We start from the raw sequence: 16,268 nt of genomic DNA, 5'->3' as shown, positions 1-16,268 counted from the left end.
TTTGGAGGTAGTTACATGAAAACCATTGTTGCCACAGATAAAGCCCCGGCCGCTATCGGCCCGTACTCCCAGGCTATTAAGGCCAACGGCCTGTTATTCATATCCGGGCAATTGCCGGTAAATCCCGCGGACGGCGTCATGCCGGCCGCTGTGGCCGACCAGGCCGGACAATCGCTGGAAAATGTAATGGCCATTCTGGCTAGAGAAGGACTTAGCGGCAAAGCGGTTGTAAAAACAACGGTTTTTCTGAAAAATATGGACGATTTTGCCGCCGTCAACGCGGTGTATGCCCAATATTTTACCGGGGAATTCCCGGCCCGGGCCTGCGTGGAGGTAGCCCGCCTGCCTAAGGATGCACTGGTGGAAATAGAAGCCGTTGCCCTCTGCAAATAACGAACATAACCGGGAGGAATGACAAATGGGAGACTTAATGAGACCGGTTCCCCTGCCCCAGCTTATTGCGCGGATTTTTGAAGAATATGCAGCCGATCGCTCTGTTTTTGGCTATCCTTCCTGCCATTTTTTCCAGAAGAAGAACCGGCAGACCTTTGCCCTGTTTGGCGAAACCATTGAGACGGCCGTAGGCCCCGCTGCCGGGCCCCATACCCAGTTAGCCCAGAATATTGTAGTGGCGTACCTGGCCGGTGCCCGTTTTATCGAGCTGAAAACGGTGCAGGAACATGAGCCGCCTGTCGCCAAACCCTGCATCGACGCCGACGACGAAGGCTTCAACACCGAGTGGTCCAGCGAGTTCACGGTGGAAAAGGCGTATGAGGAGTACATCAAAGCCTGGGTGCTGCTGCACCTGGTCGAGGAGGTTTTCGGCCTTAGCCAAAGCGGCCGGCGTTCCTTTATCTTTAATATGAGCGCCGGTTATAACCTGGCCGGCATTCAGTCGCCGCGCATGGATGCCTACTTAAATAATCTGCGGGACGCTGCGCAGCACCCGTATTTTAAACAATGCCTGGCCGAATTGGCGGCACTGATTGAGGACGGCGGTTTCCTCCGGGGCACGGGCCTGGAAGAGCGGCTGCCGCGGCTGGCCGGGATAACGGGACGCATTTCCGGCCAGGTCTGCCAGTCGATTACCCTGTCGACCATGCACGGCTGTCCGCCGGCCGAAATCGAGCGAATCTGCGGCTATTTGCTGACCGAGAAAAAGCTTGACATGTACGTGAAACTGAATCCTACCCTGCTGACTTACCAGGGGGTGCGCGCCATACTTGACAGGACCGGCTTTGACTATGTCGAACTGGCGGCAGAATCCTTTCAGCATGACCTGCAATATACTGACGCCGTTCCCATGCTGACAAGGCTCAGGCAACTGGCTGCCGCCCACGGGCGTTTCTTGGGCGTTAAGCTGACGAATACGCTGGGTTCGGTCAATTTTAAAGGCAAACTGCCAGGCGGCGAAATGTACATGTCCGGCCGGGCCCTGTTCCCGCTGTCCATTACCCTGGCGGCCAAACTGTCCGCCGCGTTTCAGGGGGAAATGCCGATTTCCTTCTCCGGCGGGATTAGCGAGCACAATGTAACCGACGTATTTGCCACAGGCATTAAACCGGTAACGCTGGCTACCGATCTCTTAAAGCCCGGCGGCTATGCCCGCCTGGCGGCCATTGCCGCGCGACTGGAGACGGCGCCGGGCTGGGAAAGTACCAAAATTGACGTTGCCGGGCTGCAAGCGTTGGCTGAAAAAGCCCTGACTGCCGACTATTCGCAAAAACATTTCCGGGGTTTCCGTAAAGCCGCGGTCCAAGGTCCGCTGCCGCTCCTGGACTGTGCGGCTGCGCCCTGTAAGACGGCCTGTCCCATCAGCCAGGATATTCCCGAGTACATCCGGCTTGTCGGGCACAAGCGCTATGCCGAGGCGCTGGCGCTTATTTATGAAAAAAATGCCCTGCCGGGGATTACCGGCGCAATCTGCGATCATGCCTGCCAGCATAATTGTACCCGGCTGGATTATGAAGGCTGTGTACAAATCCGTGAGGTCAAGCGTCTGGCGGTGGAACAGGGCTGGGAGGAATACCGCCGGCAATATGTAGTGCCTAAACGCCGGGCCGGCTTAAAAGTGGCCGTAATGGGGGCCGGCCCGGCCGGTCTGGCCGCAGCTTTCTTTTTGGCCCGCCAGGGCATCGGCGCGACCGTGTACGAAACACGTGCGAGCGCCGGCGGCACCGTGAAGCACGTTATTCCGCATTTCCGGATCAGCCGGGAGACCATTGACAATGACATTCAATTTATCCGGGACCATGGCGTCGAGTTTGTCTTTAATTCCCGCCCCGGGCTCACACCGGCCGAGCTCAAGCAACAAGGGTACAAGTATGTCGTCGTCGCGGTCGGCGCCGGCGCGGAGAAACCCTTTACCCTTACCGCCGCCGGCGATAGAAAACCGCAAATCATTCCGGCCCTGCAGTTCCTGGCCCAATTCAATAAAGCTGCGTCAGCCCTCCAATTAGGCAAGCAGGTTATTACCATCGGGGCCGGCAACACCGCTATGGACGCCAGCCGCACTGCGCTCCGGGTGCCGGGTGTCGAAGCAAGTTCCATCGTCTACCGCCGCTCGCTGAAAGAAATGCCGGCCGATCGCGCCGAATACGAACTGGCCCTGGCTGATCACGTGGCTTTTCATTTCCTGGTCAAGCCGGAGAGAATTGACGCTGCAGGCCGGCTTGTCTGCCAGGTTATGCGGCCGGGCCGGCCTGACGCCGGCGGCCGCCGGCGCAGCGAGCCTACCGGCGAGTACAAAACCTTTGCCGCCGATACCATCATCGTCGCGACCGGCGAGGATATCAATGCGGCTTTGCTGGCTAAACTGGGCATTACCACAGCGGGCCGGCAAGTCACCAATATCGACAATGTGTATGTAGCCGGCGATGCCCGGCAGGGCGCTTCCTCTATTGTCAAGTGCATAGCCGACGGCCGGAGCGCCGCAGACGCTATTTGTGAACGGGAATTGCCCGGCTTTTTGCGCACCGCCGAGACACCCGCCCGGGCCCAGTGTGAGCAGGCGCAGGCAATTACGGCCAAAAAATGCGGCCTGCGAGGCGCAGCTAGCCTGACGGCCGAAGGCCCGGGCCAAGTTGACGTGGCAACCGGCGACAGAGAATACAGCCGCTGTCTGGAGTGCAGCTATGTCTGCAATAAATGCGTGGAAGTCTGCCCGAACCGCGCCAATCTGCCAATTCAGGTGAAGCATGGCGTCGCCAATTATAATCAGATCATTCACCTTGACGCGTTCTGCAACGAATGCGGCAACTGTGCAGGCTTTTGCCCGTGGGCAGGCCGCCCCTTCACCGATAAGCTTACCATATTCAGCCGCCGCGACGACTTCGACCATAGTCAAAACAACGGCTTCCTGGCGGCGGGTAAGGCCGTAATGCTGCGAGCCGGGGGTATGGTAACTGCCCATACCTTGCAAAACGGACAGCTGGGCGCAAACGGCGATCCGGCCTTCGACCAGCTGGCAGCGATATTTAATTACCTGTACACTAAGCGGCCGGCCTTATTTGGCCCGGTAGCGGAATAGGGGAGGGACCATTATGCTGGTACTGAAAAACGCCACCGTTGTAGAATTTTACCCGGCTTCGATCCGGCCCGGCGTGGATATTGTCGTCGACGGCAGCAAAATCATTGCTGCCGGTGCGGGCGCCGCCGCCGGTATTGAGGCCGACCGCGTGCTTGACCTGAGGGGCAAAATTGTGATGCCAGGCATTGTCTGCAGCCACAATCACTTTTATTCCGGCTTGGCCAGAGGCATTACCGCCCGTATTGCTCCCAGTCCCGACTTTATATCGGTGCTGAAAAATTTGTGGTGGCGGCTGGATCTGGCCATTGACGAAGAAATCCTTTATTACAGCGGTCTGGTGTGTTCCCTGGAAGCCATCCGCTGCGGCACTACGGCGGTTATTGACCACCATGCCTCGCCGGCCTTTATTAAGGGTTCGCTCAAGACCCTGAAACAGGCGTTTGAGGAAACCGGTCTGCGCGGCATTGCCTGCTATGAAACCACCGACCGCAATGCGGGACGGCGGGAAGTCGAGGCCGGCGTACAGGAGAACGTTGATTTTGCCGAACTGTGTGAAGCCGACAAAGCGGCCGCCGGCGGCAATCACCTGGTAGAGGCCATGATTGGCGGTCACGCCCCGGTTACTATGCCTGACGCCGCCCTGGAACTGATGCGGGACGCCGTGCAGGCGACAGGGCGGGGCATTCATGTGCATGTGGCCGAGGACCGCTATGACGTGTCGCACAGCCATCATCTGTACGGCCAAGACGTAATCGTCCGCCTGCAGGAATTTGGCCTGATCAATGACAAGGCGCTGTTGGTGCACGGTATATACCTGTCCGATCGGGACATTGCGATCATTAATGACGCCGACGCCTTTCTGGCCCATAACGCCCGCTCCAATATGAATAATGCCGTTGGCTACAGCCCGAAGCTGCCCCTGTACAACAACCTTGTGCTGGGGACGGACGGCATGGGCAGCAACATGTGGGAAGAAATGAGGTTTGCCTACTTTAAGCATAAAGACGCCGGCGGTCCCCTGTGGCCTGACAGCTATCTCAAGTTCCTGTATAACGGCAACGAAATACTGAAGCGTTACTTTGCCGCCGATTTCGGTCGCGTGGCTCCTGGCTGTAAAGCCGATTTGGCGGTATTGGATTACCAGGCGCCCACGCCGCTGGTACCCGGCAACATCGGCGGTCATATTGCGTTTGGCCTGGACTCCCGGGATGTGACCGACGTTATCATCAACGGCAAAATCGTGCTGGAAAACAGACAATTTCCGTTTGCTGTCAGACCGGTTTACGAACAGGCCCGCAAGGCTGCGCAGCGCCTGTGGGATAATATGGATAAGCTGCCGTGAGGCAATACGGCGGCTGCAGCGATTTTAAAGGGTTAGGAAAAATGGGGCAGTGGGCCGGGTATGTCCGGTTCACTGCCCCTATTGCCTCCTGGGCCTCATAAAAAATGCCGCCGCCATGTCACGCTGGACGCCGAAGATAGAGTGCTGGAAAATTATCATTTTGATAGAAATATAAATTGACCGTGAAGAATGTAAGAGCAGTAAGATCGCTGGCTTTATGAAATGGAATTAAATAGGATGGTAAGCATAATGCCTTATCAAATTGATACAATTTATCAATTTGATAAGGCATTATACGGCTGTTTCAGTTAATTTAAATTAATTATTTAGAATGTTATGCTAAAAGAAATATTGTTATTTAACCGTCCAGGCTCTATATGGCCTATGCCGGGCGGCGGATTGCCGTTCGGCAGCAAACTGTTTCCGGTTACTTAAATGCTTTTTTGGCATGATTTTTGCACGATACTGATTAAGTATAGCGATGGATATTTTTCTGAAAGGAGCTGAGAAATGCCGTCCGCAGCTTAGGCCTGTCCACGCGCACAAACGGGAACAACCACTTGAAAACTAACGCGAGGGGATGTTAAAGTGACAGAGAATACGCGTCATCCGGTTGATGAAATGCTACCAGCAGGGCCACTGTTTATTTACGGTCTGCAGCATGTACTGGCCATGTATGCCGGTGCGGTTGCCGTCCCGCTCATTATTGCCAATGCCATTGGCCTGACCCAAGAGCAGCTGATTTTCCTCATTAATGCCGATTTGTTTACCTGCGGGATTGCCACCCTGATTCAGACCCTGGGCTTTGGCAATATGGGTATCCGGATTCCCATAATTCAGGGCGTTACCTTTGCGGCCGTAACCCCTATGATCATCATCGGCAAGACCCATGGCATGACCGCAATCTACGGGGCCATCATCGTCGCCGGGATTATTACCTACCTGGTGGCCCCTTATTTTAGCAAACTGATCCGTTTTTTCCCGCCGGTCGTCACCGGTACCATTATTACGATAATAGGGGTTACCCTGATGCCTGTTGCCGTCATGTGGGCGGCCGGCGGCAATCCGGCAGCTCCCAATTTTGCCAGTCCGGAGAATATTGTCCTGGCCTTTGTGGTCATGCTCCTTGTCCTGTTTTTCTATAAGTACTTTACCGGTTTCTTAAGTAACATTGCCGTGCTTTTAGGCCTGATCTGCGGCACGGTTATCGCCATTCCCCTGGGAATGGTCAACTTCAGCCCGGTGGGCACGGCCAGCTGGCTTGGCATTACCACTCCCTTCTGGTTTGGACTGCCCACTTTTGATGCCGCCTCCATTGCGGCCATGGTGCTGGTTATGCTGGTAGTCATGACCGAGACTACCGGCGACTGTATCGCCATTGGTGAAATTATTGAAAAACCCATTCGGCAGGAAGACTTGGCCAGATGCCTGCGGGCCGACGGCTTCTCGACCACGCTGGGCGGGATTCTAAACAGTTTCCCCTATACCGCTTTCGCGCAAAACGTGGGCCTGGTCGGCCTGACCCGCGTAAAAAGCCGGTTTGTCGTGGCGGCGGCCGGCGCCATCTTAATTGTGCTGGGCCTCGTACCCAAGCTGGCGGCAGTAATCGCGGCCATACCGCATCCGGTGCTGGGCGGAGCCGGCATCGTTATGTTTGGCATGGTGGCGGCCAGCGGTATCAAGACTTTGTCCAAGGTCAGCTTCGACGGCACGCACAATATTATGGTGGTGGGCATCAGTATCGGCATCGGGATGATTACTCTGGCAGTCCCACAATTCTATCACGGCTTCCCCAACTGGCTGCAGGTAATTTTGCACAGCGGGATTACCGCCGGCAGCCTGGCCGCTATTCTCCTCAACCTCATCCTGAACGGCAGCATGGCAACAAATGATGTTGCCGCCGGGAAAGGAGTTTCGGGCGACAGCTAGAAGAAAACAAGGAACAGCCTGACTGGATTGGCGTCGCCTGGTGCCCTGGGCGGCACCGGCTTAACGCTGGTTATACAGCAAGGAGCGATTTTTGTGGGGATTATTTTACGCGGTGGCACGATTGTTACCGGCACTGACTGTTACCAGGCCGATATCCGCATTGAGGGGGAGCTTGTCGCCGCTGTTGGCAGTCAGCTGGCGCAGACCGGCGATACCGTACTGGCGGCAGAGGGATATTATATATTCCCGGGCGGCATTGATGCCCATACTCATTTTGACCTGCCTGTTGGCAGACTGTCTACGGCCGATGACTTTACCAGCGGCACCCGGGCCGCTGTCCTGGGTGGTACTACCACCGTTATTGACTATGCCACGCAAGGTAAAGGGGAGACCCTGCAGCAGGGTCTGGCCAACTGGCAGCGGCGGGCCGGCGGCAACTGCTACACCGACTACGGGTTTCACATGGCGATTACCGACTGGAATGAACAGGTTTCCCGGGAACTGCCGTGGCTCAGCCGGGAGGCCGGCGTAGCTTCCGTCAAGCTCTATATGGCTTATAAGCATAGCCTGCAGGTTGACGACAGTGTCTTGTTTCAGGTGCTGGAACAGAGCCGCGACTGCGGGATTCTCACCTGTGTGCACTGTGAGAATGGCGATATTGTCGATAATCTGACCAGGCAGTTGCGCCGGCAGGGCAAAACTGCGCCTTCTTTTCATCCTTTATCCCGGCCGCCACGGGTGGAGCAGGAAGCCGTTAACCGCTTGATGGTGCTGGCCGAAATGGCAGACGCGCCGGTATATGTTGTCCACCTGAGCTGCCGGGAGGCCCTGGCGACGGTAGCAGAGGCCAAAGCCCGGGGTGTCAGGGTGTTTGCCGAAACCTGCCCCCAGTATTTGGTGCTGGATGACAGCGTCTATCAGGACCCTACTTTTGCCTGTGCAAAATTCGTCATGTCGCCGCCGCTTAGAGCCAGGGAAAACCAAGCCGGTTTATGGAACGGACTGAGAACAGGTATTCTGGATACTGTCGCCACCGATCACTGCTCGTTTAATTTCCGCGGGCAGAAAGACCGGGGCCGGGAAGACTTCAGCAAGATTCCCAATGGCATTCCCGGTGTGGAGCACCGGCTGGGGCTTTTGTACACCTATGGTGTCAAAGAGGGCAAGCTGAGCCTCACCCAGTTTGTTGACAAAGTGGCGACCAAGCCGGCCAGGCTCTTTGGGCTTTATCCCCACAAAGGCACCATTGCTCCGGGTTCCCATGCAGATTTAGTGATCTGGGACGAAAAGCGCCGCTTGATCATTGGGGCGGCTGCGCACGCGCACAACGTGGATTACAGTCCCTATGAGGGCATGGTGCAGCAAGGCCAGGCCATTCATGTTTTCCTGCGTGGCCGGCAGGTAGTGAAAGACGGGGTGGCGGCAGCGAAGCCCGAGGGCCGCTACCTCTTCCGTAAACGATTTGTTCCGGGCGGACTATAAGCCTGCCGCTTGCCATGCTAATGAACAGAACTCCTGTGCGCCGTCGGTGCTTCCTTGCCCTTTTCCATTTTGTCTCGCCCTAAAACTAAAATATAACATGGCCATGACACTGGCGGCGTAAGAGGTAGAGATATGCAAGCAAAGGAAAACAAAATAACCGGCGGTATCATTGTTGCTGCCGGCAAAAAAACAGACCCCAGGGTTCTGAGTCCACTATTAAAAATTGGCTCGATCACCGTAGTAAAAAGGATTGTATTAACCTTTCAGCAAGCCGGCATTTCACCGATTGTAATCATTACCGGCTACAAAGCGGAAGAAATCGAACATGATTTAGCTGATTACGGGGTTATCTTTTTACGCAACGAACACTATGAAACTTCCCAAATGTTCGATTCGGCCAAAATTGGTCTGACGTTTCTCCGCGACAAATGCGAGCAGGTCCTGTTCAGCCCGGTTACGGCTGCGCTGTTTACGCCGGCAACCCTGCAGCGAATGCTGGCATGCCGGGCAAAAGTAGTTTTACCGTCTTATCAGGGAAAACCCGGCCATCCTCTTCTGCTTGCCAACGAACTGATTCCGCGACTTTTGGCCTATGACGGCGACCGGGGAATGCGGGGAGCCATACAAAATCTTGGCATTGAAAGCTGCCGGCTGGATACAGACGATGAAGGAATTTGCCGCAATATGGATGATATTGGCCGCTGGGATGCACTGCTAAAGAAACACAGCCAACAGATTCTTCATCCGTTTTTGCGCATAAGCATTGAGAATGAATCCCTGTTTTTTAACTCACGCACCAAGCTGCTTTTAATCTTGATTCAGGATACCCACTCGGTCCGCAGCGCCTGCCGGCATATTGCCCTGTCTTATAGTAAGGCCTGGAATATGATCAACCAGCTGGAACAGGCGTTAGGCTATGCCGTGGTGGCAAGAAAACATGGCGGCAGTAACGGCGGGAAGACGTACTTGACCGCAGAAGGCGCTCAATTTCTGGCGAAGTTCCAGCAGTTTGAAGAAAACGTGCGGCAGTATGCGAAAAATGAGTTTGACAGATGGTTTATAAACCGCACGTTTCTATAGGCCAGTCCTTTGCCGGCAATTTGCCCGAAAACAATGTCCCTGTCCCCGTGTTTCTCCCGGCAAGCTGGTTGCAGGCCGGAGAGGGCGAATATGGTTTGGCGCTGGCGCAAGTTCTTTTGACAAAGAATTTGCCGAAAAATCAGTCTTCATTTTATAATGGTTTTAACACAAAGTTGTTGAAATATTATGAAACAGGAAGTTGTTCTGTTTAACATAAAACTCAACTCTTGTTACTTCAGGTCTGGGAGGTGCGATATGGAGAAGATTAGTGAATCAACCAGGAAAAAAGATCATGCAGCCAAGATCAGCGGCCGCGCTCTGTATGTGGATGATCATGTGCCAGACGGTATGCTCTGCGGCAAACTATTGCACTCCACCAGGGCGAAAGCCCGCATCGCCGCTGTTCGCCTGCCGTCATTGCCTGCAGGGTATTTGGTTGTGGACAGGAACGATGTACCCGGCATAAACCGTGTTCACATTGTGCAGGATGATACGCCGGTGTTTGCCGAGGCGACGGTGGAGTATGCCGGTGAGCCGATTTTGATGGTGGTCGGTCCGGTAGGCACGGAAGTGGAACGGATTCTGCGGGCGATTGTTGTGGTATATGAAGAACAGGAGCCAGTCCTGGATATGCGCCAAGCCGATGAGGTTTTTTTCAACTACAATTATGCCCAGGGCGATATCGACAAGGCGCTGGCCGAGGCCGACCTGGTGTTAACCGAGACCTTTCAGACCGGCTACCAGGAACAGGCTTATCTGGAAACCCAGGGAATCATCGCCGATCCCCGGGACGGACGGATGACGGTCCGCGGGTCGATGCAATGCCCTTACTATGTGCACGGCGCGGTTGCCAAAGCCCTGGGCTGCGGCGCCCAGGCCGTCCGGGTTGTTCAGGATGTCACCGGCGGCGGGTTTGGCGGTAAGGAAGCCTTTCCCTCCATCCTGGCCTGCCAGGTGGCGGTGGCTGCCAGGAAAGCCAACAAGCCGGTTAAGGTGATTTACGGCCGGCGGGAGGACATGGCGTTTACTTCCAAGCGCCACCCGTCCCTCTGTACCTACAAGGTCGCTATTAAACACGGTGAAATTACCGGTATGGATATTGAGGTGCTATACAACAGCGGCGCCTATACCACTCTGTCGCCGGTTGTGCTGCAGCGGGGCCTGATTTGCGCCAGCGGGGTATACCGCATTGATAACCTGCGCGTTGCCGGCCGGGCCGTCAGGACCAATACCGTGCCGGCCGGCGCCTACCGCGGCTTTGGCGCGCCGCAGACCTTCTTTGCGGCCGAAATGATGATGGCGCACGTGGCCCGCGAACTGGGAGTGGATTCACTGGCCCTGAAAGAAAAATATATGGTGCGGCAGGGAGACGCTACCTCTACCGGCGGCAGATATCATTTCCCGGTACCGCTGCCGGCGATGATTGCGCGGCTGGATGAGCTTACCGGCTACCGGGCAAAACACCGGCGGTATCAAGCACAAACCGGACGCTGCCGCAAGGGCATTGGCCTGTCGCTGTTCTTCCACGGCTGCGGCTTTACCGGCAGCGGCGAGCGGGACTATATCAAGGCGGTGGTGCAGCTGCGGAAAAACACCGACGATACGGTTGAGGTGCTGGCCAGTAATACCGATATCGGCCAGGGCTTGAAAACAACCTTCTGCAAAATTGTCGCCGATACGCTGGGGATCGGGTTTGACCGGGTATATATTGACAACCCGGATACCGACCGGGTGCCCGACTCCGGGCCGACTGTCGCCAGCCGGTCGCTGATGATCGTGGGGGGACTGCTGCAGCGGGCGGCCGGGAAACTTAAAGCCGGCTGGCGTGCCGGCGAGGAACAAGTCATTGAGGAACATTATGTGCAGCCTGATTTTGTCATTCCGTTTGATCTGGAAAAGTTTACCGGCGATGCTTACCCAACCTATTCCTGGTCTGTTAATGTCATTGAACTGGAGGTGGATAGGCTCACTGGCACCCATAAAATCATTGGCGCCTGGGGTATTTATGATGTCGGCGTGCCCATTGACCTGAATATTCTGCACGGACAGATGCAGGGCGGCCTGCTGCAGGGAATGGGCTACGCCTCAATGGAGCAAATGGAGTATAATGCTAAAGGCCTGATCCGGAATAACAGCTACAGTGATTATATTGTGCCTACGGCCATGGATGTTCCCCCCCTGGTCACCGAATTTATCAATAATCCGTACCCTTATGGCCCTTACGGCGCGAAAGGAGCCGGCGAACTGCCGGTTGTCGGGGTTGCGCCGGCCTATATTGCCGCCTTGGAAAATGCCCTGGGGGTCAAAATAAATAAAATACCGTTTACCCCGGAAGATACCATGAGAGTCTTGCAGGAGGTGGAGCATAATGATTCAATTCATTCTTAACGGCCAGGAGGTCTCCTCTACTGCCAAAGCCAATGTCCGGTTGCTTGACGTACTGCGGCAGGAGTTTGCCCTCACCGGTGTAAAATGCGGCTGCCGGGAAGGGGAATGCGGCGCCTGTTCGGTTATTCTTGACGGCCGGCTGGTTAACTCCTGTATGGTAGCCCTGGGGCATGTTGCCGGCAGTACGGTGATGACCATCGAAGGGTATCGCGCCACAGCGCGTTTTGCCGCGCTGGATAAAGCCTATGCAGCAGTCAGCGCGGTCCAGTGCGGTTTTTGCATTCCCGGCATGCTGCTGGCGTCCGAATGCATTCTGGCCCGCAATCCCCGGCCCGCCGAAGCGGAGATAAGGGCCGGTATTGCCGGCAATCTTTGCCGCTGCACCGGCTATCATGCCATCGTCGAAGCCATCGGCATCGCCGCCAGGGAGGGAAAAGGCTTATGGTAAACGGGTATCAGGCGGCATCTTTGCCGGCGGCACTGGCCATTCTGGGCCGGGACACCACCATCGTGCCTTATGGCGGCGGGACCGATCTGATGATTGAAGCCGATGAGAACGCCACCTATTTGTTTCTCAGCAAAATTCCCGAATTGAAAAAGATTTCCGAGGATGCCGGCTATATCCGTCTCGGAGCGGCCTGCACCTTTACGGAAATCCTGGAAAGTGAACTGGCTCCGCCCCTGTTAAAAACAGCCGTATCCCAGATTGCCGCACCGGCCATCCGCAACCTTGGCACCATTGGCGGCAATATTTGCAACGGCTCGCCCAAGGCGGACAGTGCTTTAATTTTTGTGGCCACAGACGCCAAACTGCGTCTTGTCAGCCACCGGGGCGAACGGGTGCTGCCCATTGCCGAGTTCTATCTTGGCCGGAAGCAGACGGCGCTGGCGGCGGATGAGCTGTTGGCGGAAGTGCTTATGAAAAAGGACGGCCTTGGCAACTATTACTATAAAAAGGTAGGCGCCAGAGAGGCGCTGGCCATTTCCCGGGTATCCTTCGCGGCGGTTCTGGATGTGGCCGGGGATAAAATTGCCGGCTGTATGACGGCCTTCGGCGCCGTCAGTGACGTTATCATCAAACGGCCGGAGCTTGACGCCATGCTGATCGGTAAAACGCTGGCCGAGGCCAGGACCGCTAAGGCCGCGTACCTTGCCGCCTACGATCAGGCCATTGTCCCCATCGAAGGCAGAATCTCGGCCGCCTACAGAAAGGCGGTCTGTATGAATCTGCTGCGGGACTTTCTGGCGAGCAACGGCATCTGACGGCAGCAGCGCGGCCCAGGCCGCCGGGAGGAGGCGCACCCTGCCGGCGGCGTAACAATTGAATAATTTAAAAAGATTCTTGTATATTATTGACGATAGGGGTCAAGAGTTTCTACCAGGTTGCCGTAAATAACCTGACTATAGGAATAGGTATTTGTTGTGCCTATTTTTCATAGTCAGGTTATTTTTGTCCTGATGGAAAGGTTACCTTTCCCTGGATAAGGGCAACATCGGCTTCCGCTTTCGCCCAAGGCTTCGGTGCCAGCCGTGTTTTCTTTATGCGGACAGGATACAGTGCTTGGCGTATACAGGCGGCAGCGGCCTTACGCCTTCGCCACAGGTTCGCGGTTTGGACAAAATTTATTCCTGGATAGGAGCTAAAAAATTATTATAAGGGAGAGGGTTTATTATGCTGGAACCAGAAATGGAAAAAACATACCGTGACAATGGATTTTTAGACCGGCATTTCCAGTTATCACCGCGGGGAACCACTCTGAAAATAGAAATCATGGCCGGGTTAACTACTTTTATTGCCATGGCGTATTTGATTTTTGTAATTCCCGGTCAGTTTCTGATTGCCGCCGGCATACCGCCGGCCAGCGCCACGGCGGCGACAATCCTGTCCACCGCTGTGGCCACGTTACTGATGGGCGTCTATGCCAATCTGCCGATTGCGATGGGCCCGGGCCTGGGGCTTGGTGCTGTTTTCACTTTTGTTATGGTCGGCAGCATGGGCTTAAGCTGGCAAACGGCGCTAGGTGCGGTTTTTATTTCCGGGGTGCTGTTCTTTATTTTAGCAATCACCAATATAACAAAAGCAATTATTGCGGCGATTCCCCCGCTGCTAAAATCGGCCATCGGCGTTGGCCTGGGCTTGTTTATTGCCTTTATTGGCTTTAAAAGCGCCGGGCTCATTGTCCCGGCGCCGGGAACTATTTTAACCTTAGGCAGCTTAAAGCAGCCCGGCGTTTTACTGGCGGTAATCGGTTTAATCATAACCAGCCTGTTAATGGCCAAAAATATAAAGGGTGCTTTTCTGCTGGGCATCTTAGCCACAACCGTCATCGGTATGTTTATGGGGGTTACCAAGGTGCCGGCCGGTATGAGCGACATCATTTCGTTGGTGCCGCCAATGCCGGCCGACACGCTTGGCCAGCTGGACATTGGCGCGGCTATAGGGTATGGGCTGGTATCCATTATTTTCACCATTACCATTGTCGATTTATTTGACAATATCGGCACGCTGATAGCCATCTCCGGCAAGGCCGGATTACTTGATAAGGATAACAATCTGCCGGATATTAATAAAGCCTTGCTGGCCGGTTCTGCGGCCACAATGATCGGCGGCCTGTTCGGGTCCTGCACGGTCACCTCCTATATCGAAAGTGCCGCCGGTGTGGCGGCAGGCGGGAAAACAGGGTTAACTTCAGTAACTACCGGCGTACTGTTTTTGGCTACTTTATTCTTAACGCCGCTGGCGGGCTTGGTCCCCGGCGCGGCCACGGCACCGGTCTTAATCATCATCGGCGCGTTAATGATCGGGGAAATTACCCGCATTGATTTCACCGACTTCACCAATGCCTTGCCGGCGTTTCTCACGATTATCCTTATGCCTCTGACCTGCAGTATTGTGGAAGGTATGGCGTTCGGGTTCATTGCGTTTACCCTGCTTAAGCTTGCCACCGGCAGAACCAGGGAGATCCATCCCCTGATGTATGGCCTGGCAGTTATTTTCGCTGTGCATTTATATATGAAATAAGCAGCAAAATGAATGCTTGCATTGTATAAGCTGAAAGGAATTGATTGGTTTGGGCAACAACAGCAAAATTATAAAAGGTAATTTTATTTTCACTCCCGGTTTTGGCGAGTTAAAAATTGCCGCCGCTAGCTTTATCGTTATTGAGGGGAAACGCGTTAAAGGGCTTTATCGCCAACTGCCGGCCGGGTATGAGGGCAGCCTGGTAACCGATTACCAAGATAAGCTGATCATTCCCGGCTTGGTCGATTTGCATGCCCATGCGCCGCAGTTTGCCAACAGGGGTATGGGACTTGACCTGGAGCTTATTCCCTGGCTGGAACAATATACTTTTCCCGAAGAAGCGAAATATAACGATGTAGTTTATGCGGCCGGGGTTTATAAAAAATTTGTGCGGGAGCTCTGGCAGTGGGGCACAACGCGGGCGGTACTGTTCGGCACCATTCATAAAGCAGCGACAACCCGGTTAATGGCGTTGCTCGCCCAGGCGGGGCTGGGCGGTTATGTCGGCAAAGTCAATATGGACAGGAATTCGCCGGCTGCTCTCAGCGAAACAACCGCACAATCCCTGGCTGATACCGAGGCTTTTATCCAAGATACCATTGACCGGTATGAACTGGTAAAGCCGATTGTAACCCCGCGCTTTGTTCCCAGCTGCACACCGGCATTGATGAGCGGTATTGCCGGGCTGGCCCAAAAGTATAATCTGCCGGTTCAGTCGCATTTGGCGGAAAATACCCGGGAAATTGCCTGGGTCCGGGAGTTGCACCCCGAATGCCCCCACTATGCCGGTGTCTATCATAAATTTGGCTTATTTGGCCAACAGCCGACCATAATGGCCCATTGTATCCATAATGATGCCGCCGAGCTGGCGCTGATGGCCAAAAACAAAGTGTATATGGCCCATTGCCCCTATTCCAATACTAACTTAGCCAGCGGCCTGGCGCCGGTCAGAAGGTGCATTGACAGCGGCATACCCGTGGGCCTGGGTTCCGACATAGCCGGCGGCCATGAGGTATCGATCGCCAAAGTTATGGCCATGGCGGTGCAGGTTTCCAAACTGAAGTGGCTAATAAGCGGCAGGCAGGAGCCGTTCTTCACCATCCCGGAAGTCTTGTATCTGGCCACCAAAGGCGGCGGCAGCTTTTTCGGCCAAGTGGGCAGCTTTGAAGAAGGCTATGAGTTCGACGCCCTGGTTATTGACGACAGCAGCCTGGCGGTTGCGGCCGGCAATCCGTTCACCCTGGCAGACAGGCTGAGCCGGTTCATTTATATTGGCAATGATAAAAATATTATCGCCAGATATGTAGCCGGCCGGAAAATTGAGGAGCCGCAATTTTAGGGCCGGGCTGAAAGCCGCGCAGCGGGGGACGGCAGCGATTTGGTTATAAGTAATTGCGGTTCTATAAGATACACTGCAACAATAAAATGCGCCGGCACCTGATGGCGGCGTCTGTCCGGCAAGTATTGCAAGCTGCATTTCAATTGAAATGCAGCTT

12 protein-coding genes and 1 riboswitch are annotated in these 16,268 nt (G+C 54.9%); all 12 genes read left to right on the top strand.

Features of this window, described 5'->3' with window-relative positions; all coding sequences use genetic code 11:
• The first annotated feature begins 15 nt into the window (after positions 1-15).
• A complete protein-coding gene (locus SPTER_RS17780) occupies positions 16-393 on the top strand; it encodes a RidA family protein (RefSeq protein WP_144351612.1) in 378 nt (125 codons plus the stop codon).
• Positions 394-418: 25 nt separating this feature from the next.
• Positions 419-3,529 carry a putative selenate reductase subunit YgfK gene (gene ygfK / locus SPTER_RS17775; protein ID WP_144351611.1) on the top strand — a complete coding sequence of 1,037 codons (3,111 nt, stop codon included), beginning with the start codon at positions 419-421 and terminating at the stop codon, positions 3,527-3,529.
• A 13-nt stretch (positions 3,530-3,542) separates the two neighbouring features.
• Positions 3,543-4,871 carry a putative aminohydrolase SsnA gene (ssnA, locus tag SPTER_RS17770; RefSeq protein ID WP_144351610.1) on the top strand — a complete coding sequence of 443 codons (1,329 nt, stop codon included), beginning with the start codon at positions 3,543-3,545 and terminating at the stop codon, positions 4,869-4,871.
• Between the two features lie 621 nt (positions 4,872-5,492).
• Positions 5,493-6,800, top strand: a complete 1,308-nt coding sequence (locus SPTER_RS17765; protein ID WP_144352965.1) for a nucleobase:cation symporter-2 family protein — start codon at positions 5,493-5,495, stop codon at positions 6,798-6,800.
• Between the two features lie 93 nt (positions 6,801-6,893).
• A complete protein-coding gene (gene hydA / locus SPTER_RS17760) occupies positions 6,894-8,282 on the top strand; it encodes a dihydropyrimidinase (protein WP_144351609.1) in 1,389 nt (462 codons plus the stop codon).
• Between the two features lie 132 nt (positions 8,283-8,414).
• Positions 8,415-9,362, top strand: coding sequence for an NTP transferase domain-containing protein (locus SPTER_RS17755; RefSeq protein WP_144351608.1), 948 nt, complete (start codon positions 8,415-8,417; stop codon positions 9,360-9,362).
• Positions 9,335-9,574 carry a hypothetical protein gene (locus SPTER_RS17750; protein ID WP_144351607.1) on the top strand — a complete coding sequence of 80 codons (240 nt, stop codon included), beginning with the start codon at positions 9,335-9,337 and terminating at the stop codon, positions 9,572-9,574. The genes SPTER_RS17755 and SPTER_RS17750 overlap by 28 nt, the downstream gene beginning before the upstream one ends.
• Positions 9,575-9,617: 43 nt before the next feature.
• Positions 9,618-11,750 carry a xanthine dehydrogenase family protein molybdopterin-binding subunit gene (locus SPTER_RS17745; protein WP_144351606.1) on the top strand — a complete coding sequence of 711 codons (2,133 nt, stop codon included), beginning with the start codon at positions 9,618-9,620 and terminating at the stop codon, positions 11,748-11,750.
• A complete protein-coding gene (locus SPTER_RS17740) occupies positions 11,731-12,198 on the top strand; it encodes a (2Fe-2S)-binding protein (protein WP_144351605.1) in 468 nt (155 codons plus the stop codon). The genes SPTER_RS17745 and SPTER_RS17740 overlap by 20 nt, the downstream gene beginning before the upstream one ends.
• Positions 12,192-13,013: an FAD binding domain-containing protein gene (locus SPTER_RS17735; protein WP_144351604.1), complete on the top strand. Its 822-nt coding sequence runs from the start codon at positions 12,192-12,194 to the stop codon at positions 13,011-13,013. Before SPTER_RS17740 ends, SPTER_RS17735 begins: the two co-directional genes overlap by 7 nt.
• A 59-nt stretch (positions 13,014-13,072) precedes the next feature.
• Positions 13,073-13,174, top strand: a riboswitch (purine riboswitch).
• A 263-nt stretch (positions 13,175-13,437) separates the two neighbouring features.
• The gene (locus SPTER_RS17730) at positions 13,438-14,772 is read left to right on the top strand and encodes an NCS2 family permease (RefSeq protein ID WP_211367640.1); all 1,335 of its coding nucleotides are present in this window, start codon (positions 13,438-13,440) and stop codon (positions 14,770-14,772) included.
• Positions 14,773-14,821: 49 nt separating this feature from the next.
• Positions 14,822-16,111 carry an amidohydrolase family protein gene (locus SPTER_RS17725; RefSeq protein WP_144352964.1) on the top strand — a complete coding sequence of 430 codons (1,290 nt, stop codon included), beginning with the start codon at positions 14,822-14,824 and terminating at the stop codon, positions 16,109-16,111.
• The last annotated feature ends 157 nt before the right edge of the window (positions 16,112-16,268 follow it).

Source organism: Sporomusa termitida, from assembly GCF_007641255.1.
Taxonomy (GTDB): Bacteria; Bacillota; Negativicutes; order Sporomusales; family Sporomusaceae; genus Sporomusa; species Sporomusa termitida.
This window is presented reverse-complemented; position numbering and strand designations above follow the sequence as displayed.

What these genes read in the sequence shown, in the direction of transcription:
- SPTER_RS17750 (WP_144351607.1), top strand. Translation starts at nt 9,335, where the DNA reads ATGGTTTATAAACCGCACGTTTCTATAGGCCAGTCCTTTGCCGGCAAT.
- SPTER_RS17730 (WP_211367640.1), top strand. Translation starts at nt 13,438, where the DNA reads ATGGAAAAAACATACCGTGACAATGGATTTTTAGACCGGCATTTCCAG.
- SPTER_RS17740 (WP_144351605.1), top strand. Translation starts at nt 11,731, where the DNA reads ATGATTCAATTCATTCTTAACGGCCAGGAGGTCTCCTCTACTGCCAAA.
- SPTER_RS17755 (WP_144351608.1), top strand. Translation starts at nt 8,415, where the DNA reads ATGCAAGCAAAGGAAAACAAAATAACCGGCGGTATCATTGTTGCTGCC.
- ssnA (WP_144351610.1), top strand. Translation starts at nt 3,543, where the DNA reads ATGCTGGTACTGAAAAACGCCACCGTTGTAGAATTTTACCCGGCTTCG.
- ygfK (WP_144351611.1), top strand. Translation starts at nt 419, where the DNA reads ATGGGAGACTTAATGAGACCGGTTCCCCTGCCCCAGCTTATTGCGCGG.
- SPTER_RS17745 (WP_144351606.1), top strand. Translation starts at nt 9,618, where the DNA reads ATGGAGAAGATTAGTGAATCAACCAGGAAAAAAGATCATGCAGCCAAG.
- SPTER_RS17735 (WP_144351604.1), top strand. Translation starts at nt 12,192, where the DNA reads ATGGTAAACGGGTATCAGGCGGCATCTTTGCCGGCGGCACTGGCCATT.
- SPTER_RS17765 (WP_144352965.1), top strand. Translation starts at nt 5,493, where the DNA reads ATGCTACCAGCAGGGCCACTGTTTATTTACGGTCTGCAGCATGTACTG.
- SPTER_RS17780 (WP_144351612.1), top strand. Translation starts at nt 16, where the DNA reads ATGAAAACCATTGTTGCCACAGATAAAGCCCCGGCCGCTATCGGCCCG.